This window comes from Micromonospora aridisoli (genome assembly GCF_056150025.1).
In genome coordinates, this window is the sequence record NZ_JAXCFK010000002.1 from 14,164 (window position 1) to 31,280 (window position 17,117).

General features: G+C 70.7%; 14 protein-coding genes, 1 tRNA gene and 2 pseudogenes. 5 read left to right on the forward strand and 12 right to left on the reverse strand.

The features are described from left to right. Window positions 1-543: 543 nt before the first annotated feature. The 4 genes and pseudogenes from SM447_RS03510 to SM447_RS03525 all read right to left on the reverse strand — a co-directional run bounded on the left by SM447_RS03510 (window position 544) and on the right by SM447_RS03525 (window position 3,088). A pseudogene (locus tag SM447_RS03510) lies at window positions 544-1,143 on the reverse strand (HAD family hydrolase). After that, a complete protein-coding gene (locus SM447_RS03515; RefSeq protein WP_474571276.1) occupies window positions 1,140-2,000 on the reverse strand; it encodes a winged helix-turn-helix domain-containing protein in 861 nt (286 codons plus the stop codon). Before SM447_RS03515 ends, SM447_RS03510 begins: the two are co-directional and overlap by 4 nt. Before the next feature lie 141 nt (window positions 2,001-2,141). Then, window positions 2,142-2,357, reverse strand: a complete 216-nt coding sequence (locus SM447_RS03520; RefSeq protein WP_474571277.1) for a hypothetical protein — start codon at window positions 2,355-2,357, stop codon at window positions 2,142-2,144. Between the two features lie 644 nt (window positions 2,358-3,001). Beyond that, window positions 3,002-3,088, reverse strand: a tRNA-Ser gene (locus tag SM447_RS03525). Window positions 3,089-3,224: 136 nt separating this feature from the next. Here SM447_RS03525 and SM447_RS03530 point away from each other — a divergent pair. Next, window positions 3,225-4,202: an NAD(P)H-quinone oxidoreductase gene (locus tag SM447_RS03530; RefSeq protein WP_474571278.1), complete on the forward strand. Its 978-nt coding sequence runs from the start codon at window positions 3,225-3,227 to the stop codon at window positions 4,200-4,202. Between the two features lie 13 nt (window positions 4,203-4,215). On the opposite strand, the gene soxR is transcribed toward SM447_RS03530, so the two are convergent. Further along, on the reverse strand, window positions 4,216-4,653 hold the full coding sequence (soxR, locus tag SM447_RS03535; RefSeq protein ID WP_474571279.1) for a redox-sensitive transcriptional activator SoxR: 438 nt from the start codon (window positions 4,651-4,653) through the stop codon (window positions 4,216-4,218). Window positions 4,654-4,699: 46 nt separating this feature from the next. Between soxR and SM447_RS03540 the strand changes: the two genes are divergently transcribed. Together SM447_RS03540 and SM447_RS03545 are read left to right on the forward strand one after the other, a co-directional pair. After that, window positions 4,700-5,425, forward strand: a complete 726-nt coding sequence (locus tag SM447_RS03540) for a transketolase (protein WP_474571280.1) — start codon at window positions 4,700-4,702, stop codon at window positions 5,423-5,425. 2 nt (window positions 5,426-5,427) lie between these two features. Then, a complete protein-coding gene (locus SM447_RS03545) occupies window positions 5,428-6,318 on the forward strand; it encodes a transketolase family protein (protein ID WP_474571281.1) in 891 nt (296 codons plus the stop codon). Between the two features lie 100 nt (window positions 6,319-6,418). Here SM447_RS03545 and SM447_RS03550 read toward each other — a convergent pair whose 3' ends face one another. Next, complete coding sequence (locus SM447_RS03550) at window positions 6,419-7,123, reverse strand: glycosyltransferase family 2 protein (RefSeq protein WP_204009047.1); 705 nt, start codon at window positions 7,121-7,123, stop codon at window positions 6,419-6,421. 125 nt (window positions 7,124-7,248) lie between these two features. Between SM447_RS03550 and SM447_RS03555 the strand changes: the two genes are divergently transcribed. Beyond that, the gene (locus SM447_RS03555; protein WP_474571282.1) at window positions 7,249-9,516 is read left to right on the forward strand and encodes a hypothetical protein; all 2,268 of its coding nucleotides are present in this window, start codon (window positions 7,249-7,251) and stop codon (window positions 9,514-9,516) included. Between the two features lie 186 nt (window positions 9,517-9,702). Further along, a complete protein-coding gene (locus SM447_RS03560) occupies window positions 9,703-11,301 on the forward strand; it encodes a ricin-type beta-trefoil lectin domain protein (protein ID WP_474571283.1) in 1,599 nt (532 codons plus the stop codon). A 77-nt stretch (window positions 11,302-11,378) separates the two neighbouring features. Here the strand turns inward: SM447_RS03560 and SM447_RS03565 are convergent, their stop codons facing one another. The 6 genes and pseudogenes from SM447_RS03565 to SM447_RS03590 all read right to left on the reverse strand — a co-directional run bounded on the left by SM447_RS03565 (window position 11,379) and on the right by SM447_RS03590 (window position 17,052). Continuing rightward, a complete protein-coding gene (locus SM447_RS03565; RefSeq protein ID WP_474571284.1) occupies window positions 11,379-11,969 on the reverse strand; it encodes a hypothetical protein in 591 nt (196 codons plus the stop codon). A 101-nt stretch (window positions 11,970-12,070) separates the two neighbouring features. Beyond that, window positions 12,071-13,458: pseudogene (locus tag SM447_RS03570) on the reverse strand (sensor histidine kinase). Next, the gene (locus SM447_RS03575; RefSeq protein WP_474571285.1) at window positions 13,451-14,143 is read right to left on the reverse strand and encodes a response regulator; all 693 of its coding nucleotides are present in this window, start codon (window positions 14,141-14,143) and stop codon (window positions 13,451-13,453) included. Before SM447_RS03575 ends, SM447_RS03570 begins: the two are co-directional and overlap by 8 nt. 70 nt (window positions 14,144-14,213) lie before the next feature. After that, a complete protein-coding gene (locus SM447_RS03580) occupies window positions 14,214-14,723 on the reverse strand; it encodes a hypothetical protein (RefSeq protein WP_474571286.1) in 510 nt (169 codons plus the stop codon). 88 nt (window positions 14,724-14,811) lie between these two features. Then, window positions 14,812-15,804 carry a phosphotransferase gene (locus SM447_RS03585; RefSeq protein ID WP_474571287.1) on the reverse strand — a complete coding sequence of 331 codons (993 nt, stop codon included), beginning with the start codon at window positions 15,802-15,804 and terminating at the stop codon, window positions 14,812-14,814. A 75-nt stretch (window positions 15,805-15,879) separates the two neighbouring features. Further along, window positions 15,880-17,052, reverse strand: coding sequence for a thiolase family protein (locus SM447_RS03590; protein WP_474571288.1), 1,173 nt, complete (start codon window positions 17,050-17,052; stop codon window positions 15,880-15,882). Between the last annotated feature and the right edge of the window lie 65 nt (window positions 17,053-17,117).

Sequence of the window (17,117 nt, forward strand, 5' to 3'; positions counted from 1 at the left end):
CGGCGCGGGCGTCTGCGCTGCTACACCTCTCATGCGTACAGTGGATCTTTTTCTTCCAACAAGTTGGTCCTTGTGCTTTCACTGGTCTTACACAACCCTGCCCCTGCCGCGTTGGTTGTGACCGACCTACGGCTTCACATCGATCGGAAGGGTGACCCTAGTAGTGAGAAAGATGATCTACCCATGAAGCTCCGGTGGATCGCCTCCCACACGGCCGTTTACCCTAAGAACGAGACACGCACATTCGCGTCCCCCTTCACAGTTAACGGCCGGTCGGCTGAGGAGCGCTTCATCGAGTTTCAGCGCGATAACCCTTATAGCACGCTTGAAGACGGACCCTACAAGGCAACAATCGAAGCGCTTGTCGAGCCTCGACCATGGTGGGGCCGCCGTAGGTGGACCCCTCTCTTGACATATACGTTCAACTCGCAACTGGCGGTGGCCAGCCGAACGAGCCTCATACCTCGCACCAACGACCCCGACCTCTTTGGCGATGGCGATGAAGTCTGGCAGTGATGCGTCCGGGTAAGGCCCTGCTGTGAATCAGATCCGTTCTATCAGTACGCCGGCTATCTCGCCCCATGCTCTTGATTAGCACGTCCGCCCCGGCAGCCCGGAACGCCTCAACCTTGTGCGACCGGTTCGCGTAGCCGATTACGCGCACTCCTGCGCCACGTGCCCCGTTGATATCCGAGAGCGAATCGCCCACAAGCACGCATCGGCTCGCCGACTGGCCGGCGGCATGCATAGCTTGCAGAATTGGTTCCGGATTGGGCTTCATACGGTCAGGTTCGGCGCATGCCCGGCCAACCACTGGCGATACGTACCTCGCGAGCCGGTGCGCTGCCAAGTAGGCAGTCACAGCACCAGCGGAGTTGTTGCTGACCACCGCTACCGGCATTCCGGCTTGACGCGCCGCGACAATGACTTCCCGGCCGTACGGCGTGGGTTCGGCAGTGTCGACGGCCCGGCGTTCGGCTGCGCAGAGCGCGTCCTCTAGACCCCGTGCCGCCGAAGTACATCGACCAGTTCGGCGGCAACCTGAGGTGCCGGGCACCCGGCGAAGACGCTGCACACCGGTCCGTCGAAGTCGAGTAGCAGCGCGTCTACGTCGCCGAGCAGTCGGCCGAGGTCGGCGTTCATGCGTCGTACCGGTAGGCGATGGTCGTCCACACTGAGTCGAACCATTGGCGGGACGCCTCTACGAACTGCGTGCCGTGTGAGGTGTCGTCGTCGGTCACGGCGTAGTGGAACAGCGGCACGTCCTTGCCCATCAGGTCATAGATGGCCATCGGCTCACCCTTGATCGATACGGTGCGCTCTACGACGGGATAGAAGCCGTAGAAGACCTCTTCGCTGTTGAGGATGTAAAGCTTGAACAGCGGGGACGCTCGGTGCATTCGTACCTCAACGGTGGTCGACCGGATCAGGCCGAGGTCGCCTAGCTCGGCGACCTGATCGATGATTCCGTCTGCTGCTCGGCGAGTGATTCGCTCCGCGCGTTCGCGTACCGCAGGGTCGTCGGCCTGTGTCTCAGCCCGTGATGGCAGTGCCATCGGCGCGGCCATGTCGGAGATCAGGATTCGCACGGCGATCGTCTCCGGCGCGAGCCGACCGACACGCACCTTGTCGAGTGTTTCGGCGAGCGCGTCGCGCAGCGTCTCGCCAGAGAATCCGGCGAAGTCGATGCTGACGTGTGGACGACCGAACGCGGCTTCGATGTGCGGGCGCAGCTCGACGGCTCGCTGTGTCTGCGCCCGGACGTATGCCCCACTGCCCTGCCGGGACACGATCAGTCGCTCTGCCCGGAGCAGGTCTAGGGCTCGCTTGACTGTCTCTCGTGCCACGCCGTAGCGGGTGGCTAGCTCAGGCTGCGACGGCAGCTTGTCACCGGGGGCGAGTCGGCGCGTGAGGATGGCCGCCCGCAGCTTGTTCGCGATCTGCTGTGACGGCGTTGGATCTGCTGCACGAATACATCGGCGTAGCGGCTTGCTGGACAAGGGCTGCGCATCCCACGCTGCGCGTTCCACCACCGCCGACGGCCATCCGATGAGCCCGCACGGCCCGCAAGACCTGCGGATCGTCGGACGTCAAGCGGTCCCGGCCATGCTCGTAGATGGCCGTCGGGGTTAGCGTCCTTGTCAGGGGGCAGGCTGCGGTGGTGGTGGGCCATCGGGCCGGTGATTGAACACCACGCCCATAAGGGTCGAGCTGACATTAATGGTCAGCTTCAGCCATTCCGGAGGGGTCTCACCCTTCTCCTCGTAGTACTTCCTCGCGGCAAAGTGTGCACCCCAGTTCAGACCTGCACAGCCGCCGCCAACTAAAAGCTTCACGGCCAAGGTCGGTCCAGCCATCCGGCACTCTCCTGTTGACTCCGGCCGCAGGGCCGAAGGTTACAGAATATCTATGCCACTAGATCAACTCAATATGTGGGGATCCTAACGCCTGTCCGCAATTCCGAGATGATCCTAATCGGCACCTACGCCGGCCTAGCCGATTCGACGCCACACCTGCGCGCCTATGTTTGCCAGAGAGTCACTGCCCCGCTGGACGCGATCAATGGGCGCAGCCACGAGGAGATGGCAAGCACAGGCTGAAGGTCACTACAGCCAGGAAGGTCGTCGCCGCGCGCCTGGCAGCGATGGTCGGAACCCGCGCAAGGGCGTCACTCACACGCTCATGAGGTGACAACTGAGTTGGCGGACGTGGTGCTCACCGCCTTGATCGCGATCGCTTCGCTTGGTCACACCCCACGCAAGGGCGCGCGTGCCGTTCAGGACCTACGCTTCGTGCATCGACGGCCAGGATGAAACCACGGAAGCGGATCGCGGGAAGCGTCAACACTGAAGATCAGGCCGAGATGCGCCGAGCGACGCCGACACGTACACGACACGACCAGCGACACACGGCGGCACTGGGCGAGAAGTGAGACTCTTCCCCATCAATGGACCGCCCGGCGTTTGGCGCTGGTCAAGGAGTGTTTTGCTGTCAAGGTGGGCGGAGGGTGTGGGATTCGAACCCACGAAGACATTGCTGCCTTACCGGTTTTCAAGACCAGCGCCATCGGCCACTAGGCGAACCCTCCCGGACCGCGCGGTGCGCGGCCGTGCCTAGTCTGCCACGGCCCGGGTACCGGCGATCGCCGAGCCACCCCGTGCGCCGACGAAACCGGACGGGTCCCAGCGACGTGGACCGGGCGTCGGATCGGGTATGACTGGGCCATGCGCGCGATCACCATTCCGGAGCCCGGTGGACCCGACGTACTGACCTGGAGTGAGGTGCCCGACCCGCAGCCGGGTCCGGGTGAGGTGCTCGTGGACGTACGGGCCACCGCGGTGAACCGGGCCGACCTGCTGCAACGGCAGGGGCACTACCCGCCACCGCCGGGCGCGCCCGCGTACCCCGGGTTGGAATGCTCGGGGGTGGTGAGCGCGACCGGTCCGGACGTGGCCGGCGTCCGGGTGGGTGACCAGGTCTGCGCGCTGCTGGCCGGCGGCGGGTACGCCGAGCGGGTGGCCGTGCCCGCCGGGCAGGTGCTGCCGGTGCCGGCCGGCGTCGACCTGGTCGACGCCGCCGCGTTGCCGGAGGTGGCCTGCACGGTCTGGTCGAACGTGGTGCAGGTGGCCCGGCTGGCGGCGGGCGAGACGCTGCTGGTGCACGGTGGCGGCAGCGGCATCGGCACGTTCGCGATCCAGCTCGGTGCGGCGCTCGGCGCGAGGGTGGTGGCGACCGCGCGTGGTGCCAAGCACGAGCGCCTGCGCGAGCTGGGCGCCGATCTGCTGGTCGACTACCGGGAACAGGACTTCGTTGAGGAGGTCCGCCGGGTCACCGACGGCCGGGGCGCGGACGTCGTCCTCGACATCATGGGCGCGTCCTACCTGGGCCGTAACGTTGCCGCCCTGGCCGCGGACGGGCGGCTGGTGGTGATCGGCATGCAGGGCGGTCGCAAGGGTGAGTTGGATCTGGGTGCGCTGCTGACCAAGCGTGGCACGGTCGCGGCGACCGCGCTGCGGGCCCGGCCGTTGGCGCAGAAGGCAGCGATCGTGCGCGGGGTACGCGAGCAGGTCTGGCCGCTGGTCGAGGCGGGTCGGGTGCGTCCGGTGATCGACCGGCGGCTGCCGATCACCGACGCGGCCGAGGCGCACCGGCTGGTCGAGTCGAACGAACACGTCGGCAAGGTCCTACTAACGGTCGGGTGAGCGCGGCGGGCCGCTAGCCGGGCAGCACGAGGCGGGCCCCTGGGCCCTCACCGGCCAGATTGTCCTCCGGGTTGTAGAGGGTGCAGCGACGCAACGACAGGCACCCGCAGCCGATGCAGGCGTCCAGGTCGTCGCGGAGCCGGCTCATCAGCCGGATCTTCTCGTCCAGCCGGGCCCGCCAGGCGGTGGAGAGCTTGGCCCAGTCCTCGGCGGTCGGGGTACGGGAGGCGGGCAGCGAGTCGAGCGCGGCACGGATCTCCTCCAGCGAGATGCCGATCTGTTGGGCGATCCGGATGAACGCCACCCGGCGCAGCTCGCTGCGGTGATAGCGGCGCTGGTTGCCGCTGGTCCGCTCGGCCCGGATGAGTCCCAGCCGCTCGTAGTAGCGCAGCGCGGACTGCGCCACCCCGCTGCGGGCGGCGAGTTGGCCAATGGTCAGAGCTTCCTGCATCACGTCGCCTTGATTTGAACCTCGCTTCAACTTGCAGGCTATCCGCATGACGACACTCGCCACCACGATCCGGGTCGCCGAGGCCGCCGCGCCACTGGACGGGCGCGACCCGGTCGCCCAGTTGCTGGAACGCGTTCGCGCTGGCCGGCAGTTCGGTCCGAACGTCCGGTCGACCCTCGACGTGCTCCAGGTGCTCTACGACCGGGTCCTGCGGATCACACCCGGGACCGTGGACGATCCCGACCGCGACCGGTTCCTGCTCTCCAAGGGACACGCGGTGGCCGGCTACTACGCGCTGCTCGCCGCGAAAGGCTTCATTCCACCCGACTGGCTGGACGATCAGGGCGGGCCGGAGAGCCGGCTCGGCGACCATCCGGACCGCACGTTGATCCCGGGCGTGGAAATCGGCTCGGGGTCACTCGGCCACGGCCTGGGGCTGGGCGTCGGCACCGCGCTCGGGCTGCGCGCCCAGGGTCTGCTCGACCCCCGGGTGTACGTGCTGCTCGGCGACGCCGAACTGGACGAGGGCTCGAATCACGAGGCGATCGCGTACGCCGGAGCCGTCGGCCTGGCCAACCTGACCGCGATCGTGGTGGACAACTCCTCCGCCACCCACGGGTGGCCGGGCGGCCTGGCCACCCGGTTCACCGTCAACGGGTGGACCGCCGCGACGGTCGACGGGCGGGACCACGCCGCCCTGTACGCGGCACTGACCGGGCACCACGGACACCGGCCGCACCTCGTGGTCGCGGTCGTCGAGAACGGGGAGTGACGATGCGGGACAGGTTCATCGAGGCCACCACCGAGTTGCTCGCCGAGGATCCGCGTACCGCGCTGGTGCTCGCCGACATCTCCGCCGCCGCCTTCGCCCCGGCGGCTCGTCGGCATCCCGACCGGGTGCTCAACGTCGGCATCCGGGAACAGTTGATGCTTGGCGTCGCCGGAGGGCTGGCGCTGACCGGGCTGCGGCCGATCGTGCACAGCTACGCACCGTTCCTCGTGGAGCGGGCGTACGAGCAGATCAAGCTCGACCTCGACCACCAGGATGCGAGCGCGGTACTGGTCAGCATGGGTGCCTCCTACGACCGGGCGGCGGCGGGGCGTACCCATCTCGGCCCGGCGGACGTCGCACTTGTCGACACCTTGTCCGGGTGGACGGTGCACGTACCCGGTCATCCCGACGAGGTACGGGCACTGCTGCGTGCGGCGGTGGCCGCCGAGGAGTCCGCGTACCTGCGGCTGTCGACGCTCAGCAACGCCGGACCGCACGGCGGCGACGGCGCGCTCGTGGTGGTACGGGACGCGGGGCCGGGCGCGGCGCTGCTTGTCGCGGTCGGACCCACGTTGGACGCCGCCCTCGACGCGACCTCGGACCTGCCGGTCACCGTGGCGTACACCCACCGGCCCCGCCCGTTCGACACCGCCGGCCTGCGGGCGCTGGTCGACAGTGAGGTGATCCTGGTCGAGCCCTATCTGGCCGGCACCTCGGCCCGGGTGGTCGCGGCGGCGCTCACCGACCGGCCGCACCGGCTGCTGGCGCTCGGGGTGACGCGGAAGGAGTTGCGGCGCTACGGCTCGGCCGAGGACCACACCCGTTGGCACGGGTTGGACGCGAGCGGTCTGCGCCGCTCGGTCACCGGCTTCCTGTCACCGGCGCTGGTCTGACCGCTGTCCCGGTTCACGGCATGTCGCGGTCTCAGCGCCGGCGTACACCCCGACATGCCGCAACCGGCGCGGACGCTCACGGAGAGCGGACGCCGGGCGGTCAGCGGGGCGCGGCGTCGCGGTTGCGGCGGGTCCGTTCGCGGCCGAGGATCCAGAGCGCCTCGACGCCGTCCCGCCAGGTGATCTTCTTGCCTTCCTCGCGGCCCCGGGCCCGGTAGCTGATCGGCACCTCGTACGGCCGGATCCGCCGCCGCAGCAGCTTGCCGGTCACCTCGGCCTCCATGCCGAAGCCGCGGGAGCGCACGTCCAACGAGCGGTAGAGCGCGACCGGCATCAGCTTGAAGCAGGTCTCCAGGTCGCCGATGTAGGAGTTGAACAGCACGTTCGCCGCCATGGTGACGCCCTTGTTGCCCATCACGTACCAGAAGCTGTAGGCGCTGTGGCTGCCGAAGGTGCGGTTGCCGTAAACCACCGTCGCCCGGCCGTCCAGCACCGGAGCGAGCAGCTTGGGGATGTCCTGCGGGTCGTACTCCAGGTCGGCGTCGAGGATGACCATGTACTCACCGTCGGCGTTGGCCACCGCCGTGCGGATGGCCGCGCCCTTACCCGCGTTGCGCTGATGCGTGATGACCCGCAGCCGGGCGTCGTCGGCACGGCCGAGGATTTCCCCGGTGCCGTCGCGGCTGCCGTCGTCGACCACCACGAGTTCGATCTCGCACGGATACTCGACCGCCAGTGCCTGCTTCAGGGCATCCGCGATGCGTTCTTCCTCGTTGTAGACCGGCATGAGGATCGACAGCTTCACGGGAATCTCCACGAGGGCGGGCAATGTGTCGGCCATAGCGTAGCCCGGCAGGTCAGTCAGGTGGCCACGACCACCGACGGCGATCCATAGTCGGGCACCCAGGCTGATGGTGTTTACTTCCGGCCATGTCGGTCGCCGGCTTCCCGTTCGTCCTGGTTCCCGTCGCCGCGCTCGCTCTACTCAGCGTGGCTTTACGGCCACGCAGCGCGGACGCCCCGGCACCACGGCGACTCGCGGTGATCCGGGCGACCCTCGCCGTCGGCGTCTTCGCGGTGTCGACGGTCGAGGTGCTGGGCGCGCTGCGGCTGCTCACCGCGCCCACGTTCGGCGCTGCCTGGCTGCTCTTCCTCACCGCGGCGGCGCTCGCCGCCGGCTGGCGTCGGCGGGTCGACACCATCGCCCGCACGGCCGACGCACCCGGGCTCCGCACCGCCGCGACGGCGTCGGCACCGGACCCGGTCCGGTCCGCCTCGCCCGAACCGGCGGGCGTTCTGACCGCAGCGTCGGGCACCTCGGCCGAGGCGGCGGTCGGTAGGACCGCCCGCACGGCCACGGTGGGACCGGAGGTGCCGACGACGCCGTCCGACCGGGACGAACCGTCGGCCGCCGGCTGGCGCACCGCCGCAACCGGATTCTGGCGTACGGCCAGCCGGGGCGAGCGGCTGCTCGCCGGAACGGTCGCGGGGCTGCTCCTGGTCGAGCTGCTGATCGCCCTGCTGGCCGCACCCAACAACTTCGACTCCCAGACGTACCACCTGCCCAAGGTGGAGCGCTGGGTCGCCCAGGGCGATCTGACGTTCTGGGCGACCGCGATCCACCGGCAGGTCACCATCCCGCCGGGGGCCGAGTATCTGCTGCTGCACCTGCGGCTGCTCACCGGTGGCGACGCGCTGCACCACCTGGTCCAGTGGGCCGCCGGGGTGGTCTGCCTGCTCGCGGTGGCCCGGGTTACCGCCCAGCTCGGCGGTGGCCGGCGGGCCCAGTTGCTCACCGTGTTCGTGCTGGCCACCACGCCGATGGTGACCCTACAGGCGACCAGCACCCAGACCGACCTGGTCTGCGCCGCCTGGGTGGTCTGCGCCGGCACGGTCGCGCTGGACGGGCTGCGCCGCCGCGCCCACCTGGGTGACCTGCTCGCCCTCGGTGCGGCCACCGGGCTGACGGCCGTGACCAAGACCAGCGGGCTGCTCGCGGTCGGTCCGCTACTCGTGCTCTGGGGGCTGGGCCAGCTACGTCTGGCGTACGTCGCCCGGTCGCCCGCGCGTCACGGAGCCCCGGTCGCCGCGATCACCCGCACCATCGGGGCCTCCGTGCTGATCCTGCTGGTCGCCGCCACGGTGGTCGGCCCCTTCCTGACCCGGGTGTACGCCGAGTTCGGCCACCCGCTCGGGCCGGAACGGCTGCGCGAGTCGGTCCCGATGGAGCGGCACGATCCGCCGTCGGTGCTGGTGAACGCGCTCCGGATCGGGCACACCGCGCTGGACACCCCGTTGACACCGCTGCGCGAGGTCACCGCCGACGCGATCGTCGGGGTGGCCGGACTGCTCGGGGTCGACCCGCAGGACCGGGAGATCACCTTCGGGCGGGAGGTCTTCCCGGCGGTGTCGTGGTACCCCGACGAGGACCGGGTGGCCTTCCCGCTGGCCGGCACGCTGGTGCTGATCGGTGCCGTGGCGGCGTTGCGCCGACCCGCCCGGATCAGCCCGGACGCGGCCGGCACGCTGCGCGCGTACGCCCTGGTGGTGGTCGTCGCCGTGGTGCTGCACACCGCGATGATCAAGTGGCAGCCGTGGGGCAACCGGCTGATCCTCTACGCCCTGGCGGCTTCGGTGCCGCTGGCCGGTCTCTGGCTCGACGCCGTGCTCCGTCGCTCGGCCCGGGTCGTGCGCTCCGGCGACGACCGGCCCGGCCCGGCGAGGGCGGGTGGGCGGCGTCCCGTGGCCGCCGGGCTCGCCGTGACGGTGTTGGCCACCTGCGCGCTGGCCGGGGTGCTGTCGGTGTCGTACGGCTTCCCGCGCCGGCTCGTCGGTTCGGGCTCGGTCTTCACCACCACCGACTGGGAGAGCCGCTTCCTCCGGCGTCCGCACTGGGCGGAGGAGTACCGCTGGGCGGCCGAGGCGGTCCAGGCCGCCGACGCGCGCCGGATCGGACTCTCGCAGCGCAACGACGACTGGGAGTACCCGTGGTGGCTGCTGCTCCGCGGCGCGGACGGTACGTCTCCCGACCTGCTGGCCCTCCAGTCGGTACTGGACGACCGGCCACCGGCGGATCCCGCCTCGGTCGACGCGATCCTCTGCGTCGGCAGCCGGACGCTCTGCGCCGACCTGCTGCCCGACGGCTGGCGGCTGGAGTTCCGCGGCTACGTGGGATACGCCCTGCCCGAACGAGGCTGACCGGTCGCGGCTCGACGCCGGGCGGTTCGGCGAAGGACGCCGGGCGGTCCAGGCGGAAAAGGGGCCATTTTCCCTGTTAGGCGTAGCACGCAAGTATTCCGAGACGTATTCACATACCCGCATCGCACGCGTTACCGTCCGGTAACTCGATCGACGTCCCGCGATCGAGCCGAAAGGAGTGCGTCGATGTCTGGTACCCACGCCAGGCGTGACCGGACGCCTCGACGGCGCCTCACCGAGGTCGCCGTCCTCGCCACCGCTCTCGTCCTGCCGATGCTGGCCACGGCCCCACCCGCCGCCGCGGCCGACCGTCCCGCCGTCCAACCGCTCCCCGCTCACCTCGAAACCATCCGCGCCGCCGAGGCCACCGCCCTCTACGGCACCCCCGGCATCCGCCCGATCGAACAGCGTCGCACCGCGCTGATCACCATGGGCGACAGCCAGATCTCCGGCGAGGGGGTGGGCAACTACGTGCCCGGTACCCACCAGCCGGGCAACTGGTGCGACCGCTCGTACGACCAGGCGGTGTTCCGTACCGGCATCGCCGCCGACGAGCGCTACAACATCGCCTGCTCGGGCGCCACGCCCTGGAACCTGATCGCGGGCGGCCCGACCCAGCACAACGAGCTGAACCAGGGCGACCACCTCGCGATCAAGGCGCGCAACACGCACATCAAGCTGATCTGGGTGGTGGCCGGGGCCAACGGCGACGGCACGATCCAGTTCGGGCCGGTGGCCACGGACTGCGCCGTCCGGCGCGTCTTCTTCCAGGGCCCCTGCTGGCCCACCTACACCGACCAGTGGACGGTACGCACCGACGGCAGCCGCCGGGCCGTCGAGGAGGCCCTGACCGACATCCGCCGGACCATGACGAACGCCGGCTACCTCAACTCCGACTACGAGCTGGTGTTCATGTCGTACTCCAGCCCGGCCAGCCCGGACGTGGAGGACAACCCGAACTTCCCCGGCTGGTACTCCGGCGGCTGCCTGCTCTACCTCGCCGACGCCGCGTTCGCGCGGAACAAGGCGGTGCCGCTGTTCGAGTCGGCGCTGCGGGCGGCGGCGGCCAACACGGGCACCCGCTACCTCGACGCCAGCCGTCTCTTCCACGGCCACGAGGTGTGCACCGACAGCACCTCGGTCCGCGGGCTCTACATCGAGATAGGGGTCTGGGACGAGAACGCGGCCCGCCAGTCGTTCCACCCGAACTACCGGGGTCACGGCATGTTCGCCCAGTGCATCACCCAGTTCTACGCCTCCGGCCAGCAGCGGGGCACCTGCGTCGACCCGGCCAGCACCGGAAGCGGGGTGCTCTACCCGGGGCTGATGGAGTTCAAGCAGCTCCGCAACGCCGCCACCGGGACCTGTGTGGACGGCAAGGGCTACGACTCACGCAACGGCACCGCCCAACAGTCGTACCGCTGCCACGGGGGACGTAACCAGGGCTTCTGGTACGACCCGGCCCGGCAGTCGCTGCACTCCGAACTCTCCCACGACCGCTGCCTGGACGTCGCCGGCGGTTCGCTCAGCTCGGGCACGGCGGTCAACATCTACGACTGCCACGGCGGCACCAACCAGAGGTTCACCTTCTCCGGCAACCAGCTCCGCGCCGCCGGTAACACCAACCTCTGCCTGGCCTTCGACAACCCGCTGCTCGGTACGCCCCGACTGCGGCTGGCCAATTGCTCCAGCAGTTCGCGGCAGCAGTGGACGTTCGAGTCGCGGTCGTTCGCCCAGCCCGTCGGCTACGGACGGGACGACTTCATCGGCTCCCGCGTCTACTGACACCGAGAGGGAGGCCCGCCGCGCCCGGCACCGGATGATCGATCCTGATCAACTCGCCGGGCTCGGCGGGCCCACGGTCACTTCTGGTCGAACGGAACGACGATCAGGCGGGCCTGTGCCTGCTCGCCGTTGGTGCTGCCGGCCACGCCCAGCTTGGTGCCGACCTTGATGTCCGTGGACGTGATCGACTTTCGCCGTTCGACCACCCGCAGGTCGTCGGCGAAGGTCCAGGTACGGGTGAAGCCGTCGGTCGATTTGACCGTGATCTTGTCGTCGGCGAGGGCGGTCACCTCACCGCGCTGCACCGCGACGGTCTTCGTACCGCCGTCCCTGGTCTGCACCACGACCTCGCCGTGCAGCGTGTTCTGGCGCAGCAGCACTCGGGCCGCCCGACGCTTGCGCCACTCCTCGACCCGCTCCTGGCGCTTCCTGCCCGCGCTCGGGGTCGGCTCCACCGGCGCGGCCGCGCTCGCCTCGGGGTCCAGTTCCTCCGGGTCCAGACCCAGCGCGGCCAGTGCCTGGCCCTCGGCACCCATCGCGGCGACCACCTCGACGGCGCTCTCCGCCGTCGTGTCCCCCTCGGCCCGGCCCACTCCGCAGCCGGCGGCGACCAACGCAACAGTCACCAGCAGCGCGCCGGTGGCGGTGAAGGATCCCCTGCGTGCCATGCCTCATCCTCTCGTCGGTGCTGGTCCGCCGGATCTCGTCGGTGCGACATGGCCGACGATGATCCGTCCACCCAGCCTGGGCCAGCCGGATGAGCCGACCGTCAGGTCGAGGTACGAGTCAGGTAAGGATCCCCGGCAGGCGGATGGTGAACGCGGCCCCGCCCTCCGGGGCGTGTCCGGCGGTTATCTCCCCGCCGAGCCGGCGGACCAGGCCGGCGGCGAGCGCGAGCCCGAGCCCGCTGCCGACCTTGCGCAGCCCTCGGTAGCGTTGGTGCAGCGCGCCGCGCTCGAAGGCCACCGTCAGGTCGTCGTCGGTCAGTCCGGGCCCACCGTCGCGGACCTCGACCACTCCGCCCTTGGCGGGGTCGGCACCGGACGGCCGGACCGCCAGCACCACCGGCGCCCCCGGCGGCACCATCCGCAGCGCGTTCTCCAGCAGGCCGTCGAGCACCTGTCGGATCCGCCCCGGGTCGGTGTACGCCGGCACCGGCTGCCCCGGCAGTTCCATCCGCAACGTCACCCCGACCGAGGAACACCGGTCCACCCAGGTCCGGCCGGCGTCAGCGGCGAGGCCGACCAGATCCACCGGCACCGGTTCGAGCGGAAAATCGACCGCCTCCAGCCGGGCCAGGGCGAGCAGGTCGGCGACCAGCCGATCCAGGTGCTCCGCCTCCGCGAGCATGGTCCGACCGGTCGCGGCCGCCGCCGACGGTTCGACCACCCCGTCGGCCAGCGCTTCGGCGTAGCCGCGGATCGCGGTCAACGGGGTACGCAGTTCGTGCGAGACGGAGAGCAGGAACTCCCGCTGTCGTCCCTCGCTGGTGGCCAGTGCGGCGGCCAGCCCGTTCAGGGCGTACGCCAGGTCGGCCACCTCGGCCGGCGACTCGACCGGCACCCGGACGGTGCGGTCGCCGGCACGCAACCGGGCCGCGACGAGGGCCGCCCGGCGGATCGGCCGCGCCAGCCGGCGGGCAAGCAACGAGCCCGCGACCGCACCCGCGCCCAGCCCGGCGAGCAGCGGAAGCCAGAGGCCACGCAGCACCTGACGCCACACTCCGGCGCCGAGCGGTCTGGTCAGCACCACGCCGTCGCCGCCGGGCAGGGCCCGGCCCTCGACGAGCGCCCGTTTGCCGTCGACAAGCCGCCGGCCGGAGAAGTTCCGCCCGTTGGACACCCGGTTCACCACCTGTGGAGGCAGCCCGGCACGGTCGACATCGCCGCCAGAGATCAGGTAGATGGTGGCGCCCTGGTTGCCGAGTTGGCGAATCAACCGCTCGCCGGCCAGCTCGCGGACCCGACCGGGCCGCGCCCGCAGCAGCTCGGCGGCGAGCTGCGCCTGCGCGGCGAGCGCCTGCCGGTCCCGCCGCTCGGCGGCACGGACCGCCAACGGCACTGCGACCACTGCGGTCACCAGCACCGACACCAATGCCACCGCGCAGGTCACCAGCACCGCGCGAGCGGTGAGCGTACGGCCGGGACGGTCAGCCATCGGCGGCGTACCCGACCCCGCGATGGGTCCGGATCACGCTCGCATCGCCGAGCTTCGCCCGGACCTGCGCCACATGCACGTCGACGGTACGGGTACCGCCGTGTGCCGCGTATCCCCAGACCGCGGCCAGCAGTTCCTCTCGCGAGAAGACCCGACCCGGCCGGCTCATCAGGTGGGCCAGCAGGTCGAACTCGGTGGAGGTGAGCTGCACCGGGACGCCGTCGGCAGTGACCGACCTGCGGTCGGGGTCGACGGTGACCCGGCCGAGTACGACGGGCTGCCCGGCACCGCCCGGCGGGCCGGCGGCGCGACGCAGCACCGCCCGCAGCCGGGCCACGAGTTCACGAGGGCTGAACGGTTTGGTGACGTAGTCGTCGGCTCCCAGTTCCAGGCCGACGACGCGGTCCACCTCGTCGTCGCGAGCGGTCAGGAAGATGACGGGGGTCCAGTCGCCGGCCTCGCGTAACCGGCGGCAGATCTCGGTGCCGGCCAGACCAGGCAAGGCGATGTCGAGCACGCAGGCCACCGGGCGCAACCGGCGGGCCGCCGCGAGGCCAACGTTGCCGTCCCGTTCGACATGTACGCCGAAACCGTCGCGGCTGAGGTAGAGCCGGACCAGGTCGGCGATGCTCGGTTCGTCCTCCACCACGAGGACCAGCCCGCGCTGCGGGTTCTCGGCGGTCACTGGGCCATGATTGCCGATCGACGCGGCCCGGCAGCGTCAGGCTGTGTTCGGATCTGGTAAGAAGACCCGGTCAGCGGGCCACGACGGGTCGGAAGGTGACCGGTCGGGCCGTCGGCGTCTCGGCGACAGTGGCCACGACCCGCGGCTGTGCGCTGCGTACGCGGGTGCGGAAGGCGTGGTTGAGCAACGCGTCCAGCTGCCACACCTGCTTCGGATGCTGGGTACGGATCAGGAAGCGCTCGCGGATGCCGTCGATCGCGGTGGCCGCCAACTCGACGCTGTGCAGTCGAGGATCGGGGCTCCAGGTGACGTGGCTCAGCTCGCGCAGCTCCGTGTTGAGGTGCAGCCGGAGCCGGTGCAGTACCCGGGTCTGCCGGGTGATCACGAGCCGCCGGTGGGTGAGCAGCAGCAGGTACTCCCCGTCGACCGGGCGGTCGGGTCGGCTGCACCGGGTGACCAGGATGGTGGCGTCGCCGGAGCCCACGCAGCGGCGGAACACCGGCATGTGCCGGCTGGCGGTCTGCAACGCCAGGCCGGCCTCGGCCGCGGCCGGAAGGAACGTTCGGGAGAAGACGTCCATGACCTGCCCAACGAACCCGCCGGTGCGGTGACGTGGCCGATGGACATGCTTTTTGCAAATTCCACATCAGGCGGCCGTGGGCGAGCCGTCAGTCCGTCCCGGTCGTGATCAGTTCGGCCAGCCAGCCCGGCACGGCGGCGGCGTACTCGGCACGCGTGGGGTCGGCGGTGGCCAGGGCGCGACGCCAGGACAGTGCCCGGCTGACCGTGGTCACCCCGGCGGCCACCTCGGCCAGTTCCCGCAGGGTGTTCAGGTCCCAACCGTCCGTCCACGGCTCCAGGTAGGCGTCCCGCAGTCGTCGCAGTGCCGGGTCGGCCCGATCGAGACCGGCGGCGTACGCGACGGACCGCAGCGTGACCAGCAGGCTCCCGAAGGGGTGAGCGATCGAGGCGTCGCCCCAGTCGAAGAAGAGGTGCCGGTCGGCGTCAACGAAGACGTTTCCGTCGTGCAGGTCGTCGTGCTGGATCGCAGGCGGAACGCCGCTGTCGGCCAGTCGGCGGCAGCGGTCCGCGTACCCCGGCAGCAGGGCCCGCAGCCGCGCGTGGTCCTCGACGGTCAATCCGTCCGGCGTACCGGACAGCAGCGCCGCACGGTCGTCGAGCAACTCCGCGAGGAGCACCGGCAGAACGTCCGGCCGATGGTCGGGCACGCCGAGGGCGAGCAGTTCGTCGACGTGCGCGGTGGTCGCCCGCTGGAGTGCGGCGTACTCGGGCAGCACACGTTCCCAGCGGGTGAGGTCACCGCCGGCCGCCGCGCGAAGCGTCGGACCGCCATCCGGCAGCAACGCCCAGCCCTGGTCCGGGTCCGCGGCGATCGGTTCGAGCACCCGGCCGGGCGCGAGCCGGGACAGCGCTGCCAGCAGGGCGGTCTCGTATCTCGTGCCCGCGCCGTTGGCCTTGAACCACACCTCGCCCTGGTCGGTGGGCACCCGCCAGACCAGCGACCAGGGCCGGACCCGGGACTCGACGGCACCGGTCATCCGACGACCGGTGTCGGCGAGCGCCCTGGTCACCCAGTCCAGGGCGGCGGCCCGCCACTGCGGGTCGGCCCACTCGGCATGCGGTTCGGCAGCGGTGGTCATCCGGGCACGTTAGCCCCGGCCGGCCCTGGCCCGCGACGCGGTTTTCCGAGTGCTCCGACCAGCCGCGCCGCGCGCTCAGACCAGCTCGACGATTGTCGCGTTGGCCATGCCGCCGCCCTCGCACATGGTCTGCAGCCCGTAGCGGATCCCGTTGTCGCGCATGTGGGCGAGCATCGTGGTCATGATCCGGGCACCGGAACCACCGAGCGGGTGCCCGAGAGCGATCGCACCGCCGCGCGGATTGAGCCGCTCCGGGTCCGCCTCGGTCTCGGCCAGCCAGGCCAGCGGTACGGGGGCGAACGCCTCGTTCACCTCGTACACCCCGATCTCCTCGATGCCCAGCCCCGCGCGGCGCAGCGCCTTCGCGGTCGCCGGGATCGGCGCGGTCAGCATGGCGACGGGATCGTCGGCCGCGACCACCGCGGTGTGGATGCGGGCCAGCGGGCGCAGCCCGTGCCGGCTGGCCCATTCGCTGGTGGTGACCGCGAGCGCGGCGGCACCGTCGGAGATCTGCGAGGCCGAGCCGGCGGTCACCACCCCGTCGGGGCGGAACGGGGTGGGCAGCTCGCCCAGCTTCTCCAGCGAGGTGTCGCGTCGGATGCCCTCGTCCACCACGAACTTGCCGCCGTCGGGGAGCGCCACCGGGGCGATCTCCGCCTCGAACGCGCCCGCGTCCTGCGCGGCGGCGGCCTTCTCGTGGCTGGCCAGGGCGTACTCGTCGAGCTGGGCACGGGACAGGCGCCACCGCCGGGCGATCAGCTCCGCGCCCACGCCCTGGTTGAAGGGGAGCGGGGAGTCCTCGGCGACACCCTCCACCCCCCGGTAGCGGGCCAGGATCTGCTCGCTGAACGGCACTCCACCGGCCACACTGGAGCCCATCGGCACCCGGGTCATCGACTCCACGCCACCGGCGACGACCAGATCCGCCTGCCCGGAGAGCACGGTGGCCGCCGCGAAGTGCAGGGCCTGCTGGCTGGAGCCGCACTGCCGGTCCAGGGTGGTGCCGGGCACCGACTCGGGCCAGCCCGCGGCCAGCACGGCGTTCCGGGCGACGTTCCACGACTGCTCGCCGACCTGGGAGACGCAGCCCCAGACCACGTCCTCGACCTGGGCCGGGTCGATGCCGGTGCGCTCGGCCAGGGCGCGTAGCACGTGCGCCGAAAGATCCACCGGGTGGACCGTGGCGAGGCTGCCCTTGCGCCGCCCGACCGGAGTACGAACCGCACCGACGATAACCGCGTCACTCATGTCTACTCCCCGGTAACTTGGGCTGCTCCCGATCCTACGCCCATCCGGACCGTTCATCCCGTCCG

Bases quoted from the DNA above. Each gene is read 5' to 3' on its own strand.
- SM447_RS03520 (WP_474571277.1), bottom strand. From the start codon at position 2,357: ATGGCTGGACCGACCTTGGCCGTGAAGCTTTTAGTTGGCGGCGGCTGT.
- SM447_RS03530 (WP_474571278.1), top strand. From the start codon at position 3,225: ATGCGCGCGATCACCATTCCGGAGCCCGGTGGACCCGACGTACTGACC.
- soxR (WP_474571279.1), bottom strand. From the start codon at position 4,653: ATGCAGGAAGCTCTGACCATTGGCCAACTCGCCGCCCGCAGCGGGGTG.
- SM447_RS03540 (WP_474571280.1), top strand. From the start codon at position 4,700: ATGACGACACTCGCCACCACGATCCGGGTCGCCGAGGCCGCCGCGCCA.
- SM447_RS03545 (WP_474571281.1), top strand. From the start codon at position 5,428: ATGCGGGACAGGTTCATCGAGGCCACCACCGAGTTGCTCGCCGAGGAT.
- SM447_RS03555 (WP_474571282.1), top strand. From the start codon at position 7,249: ATGTCGGTCGCCGGCTTCCCGTTCGTCCTGGTTCCCGTCGCCGCGCTC.
- SM447_RS03560 (WP_474571283.1), top strand. From the start codon at position 9,703: ATGTCTGGTACCCACGCCAGGCGTGACCGGACGCCTCGACGGCGCCTC.
- SM447_RS03565 (WP_474571284.1), bottom strand. From the start codon at position 11,969: ATGGCACGCAGGGGATCCTTCACCGCCACCGGCGCGCTGCTGGTGACT.
- SM447_RS03580 (WP_474571286.1), bottom strand. From the start codon at position 14,723: ATGGACGTCTTCTCCCGAACGTTCCTTCCGGCCGCGGCCGAGGCCGGC.
- SM447_RS03585 (WP_474571287.1), bottom strand. From the start codon at position 15,804: ATGACCACCGCTGCCGAACCGCATGCCGAGTGGGCCGACCCGCAGTGG.
- SM447_RS03590 (WP_474571288.1), bottom strand. From the start codon at position 17,052: ATGAGTGACGCGGTTATCGTCGGTGCGGTTCGTACTCCGGTCGGGCGG.